The following is a 1,802-nucleotide window of genomic DNA, read 5'->3' on the forward strand; positions in this document are numbered from 1 at the left end:
ACTCCGGCAGCGGCTACTACCGGCTCAAGGCACGCCACTCGGGCAAGATGATCGACGTGTCCAGCTGGTCCACAGCCGACGGCGCCGCCATCCACCAGTGGACCGACCACGGCGGCACCAACCAGCAGTTCCGGCTCGCCGACTCCGACAGCGGCTACGTCCGACTGATCAACCGCAACAGCAACAAAGCGGTCGAGGTCCAGAACGCAGCCACCAACGACGGCGCCAACGTGGTGCAGTACACCGACTGGGGCGGCACCAACCAGCAGTGGCAACTCGTCAAGGTGGACGGGGCCACCGGCTCCGGCACGTGCGACATCTACGGCGCAGGTGGTACGCCCTGCGTGGCGGCGCACAGCACAACGCGCGCCCTCTACAGCGCCTACAACGGAGACCTGTATCAGGTCCGACGCTCGGACAACACGACCCGCAACATCGGCGTACTGACCCCTGGCGGCGTCGCCAACGCGGCGGCCCAGGACTCCTTCTGCGCAAACACCACGTGTGTCATCACGGTCGTGTTCGATCAGTCCGGGCGTGGCAACGACCTGTGGTACCAGGGTTCCAGCGTGGTCCCGGGCTCACCGCAGACCCGCCCGGCCGTAGCGACCACCGAGTCGCTGACGGTCGGTGGCAGCAAGGCCTACTCGCTGTACATCAACCCCGGGACCAGCTACTGGCGCGACGGCCACCTGACGGGTATCCCGACGGGCAGCGAACCCGAGGGCATGTACATGGTCACCAGTGGTACGCATGTCAACAGCGGCTGCTGCTTCGACTACGGCAACAGCGAAACCACCCGCAAGGCCGACGGGCCAGGTGCCATGGACGCCATCTACTTCGGGACGAGCTGCTGGTTCGGCGGCTGCTCCGGAGCCGGGCCCTGGGTGCAGGCCGACCTCGAATGGGGCCTGTTCCCAGGTGGTGCCAGCACGTGGAACCCGAACCAGCAGGCGTTCACCAGCAAGTTCGTCACGGCGACACTCAAGAACAACGGGACGACGCGATTCGCGCTCAAGGGCAGCAATGCCCAGGCCGGAAGCCTGAACACCCTGTGGGACGGCGCGCTTCCCAACGAGCCCAACGTATACAGCCCGATGAAGAAGCAAGGCGCCATCGTCCTGGGCAGTGGCGGCGACTGCTGCTCACCCGAGGTAGGCAATATCAACGACAGCGCGGGCACGTTCTACGAAGGTGCCATGGTCGCAGGCTACCCGTCGGATGCGACCGAAAATGCGGTCCAGGCGAACATCGCCGCCGCCGGCTACCGATGAACCCCTGCGCAGGTTGAACCACGCGGAAGGGGTCGGGCACGGACGTGCCTGACCCCTTCCGCGTGGAGGGTCCTGGGGCGGCGTCCTTTCGCACAGCGGCCATACCGGACGCACCTCTCCTGTCGTCGATCCCCATGTATGGAAGGAAGACGCTATGTCGGTTTGGTCAGCGCGCGCCGCGAGGTGGCGTCGTCGGTGGCGGTCGGGGGCGGCCGCCGCGGCAGCCCTGGCGATCGTGGGCGGGTTGCTCACGGTGGCCACGACGCCGGCGGCGGCCGCCACGGTGGACACCGGCGCCCGGTAGGTGCTGGTGAACCACAACAGCGGCAAGGCCCTCGACGTCTACAACTCCTCCACCGCCGACGGTGCCGGCGTCGTTCAGTGGACCCGCACCAACGCCACCAACCAGCAGTTCCAGTTCGTGGACTCCGGCAGCGGCTACTACCGGCTCAAGGCACGCCACTCGGGCAAGATGATCGACGTGTCCAGCTGGTCCACAGCCGACGGCGCCGCCATCCACCAGTGGAC

General features: G+C 67.0%; 3 protein-coding genes. All 3 read left to right on the forward strand.

Annotated elements, in window-relative coordinates; translation table 11 throughout:
- Positions 1-1,274: arabinofuranosidase catalytic domain-containing protein (locus tag ACXJMZ_RS37135; RefSeq protein WP_457034406.1), on the forward strand; the 1,274-nt coding region annotated here is incomplete at its 5' end.
- A gap of 154 nt (positions 1,275-1,428) precedes the next feature.
- Positions 1,429-1,578, forward strand: coding sequence for a hypothetical protein (locus ACXJMZ_RS37140; protein ID WP_457034407.1), 150 nt, complete (start codon positions 1,429-1,431; stop codon positions 1,576-1,578).
- A gap of 6 nt (positions 1,579-1,584) precedes the next feature.
- Positions 1,585-1,802: RICIN domain-containing protein (locus ACXJMZ_RS37145; RefSeq protein ID WP_457034408.1), on the forward strand; the 218-nt coding region annotated here is incomplete at its 3' end.

It is taken from the genome of Kitasatospora sp. P5_F3 (genome assembly GCF_054049135.1).

Excerpts from the sequence above, each read along its gene's own strand:
- ACXJMZ_RS37140 (WP_457034407.1), top strand. The coding sequence starts at position 1,429 with ATGTCGGTTTGGTCAGCGCGCGCCGCGAGGTGGCGTCGTCGGTGGCGG.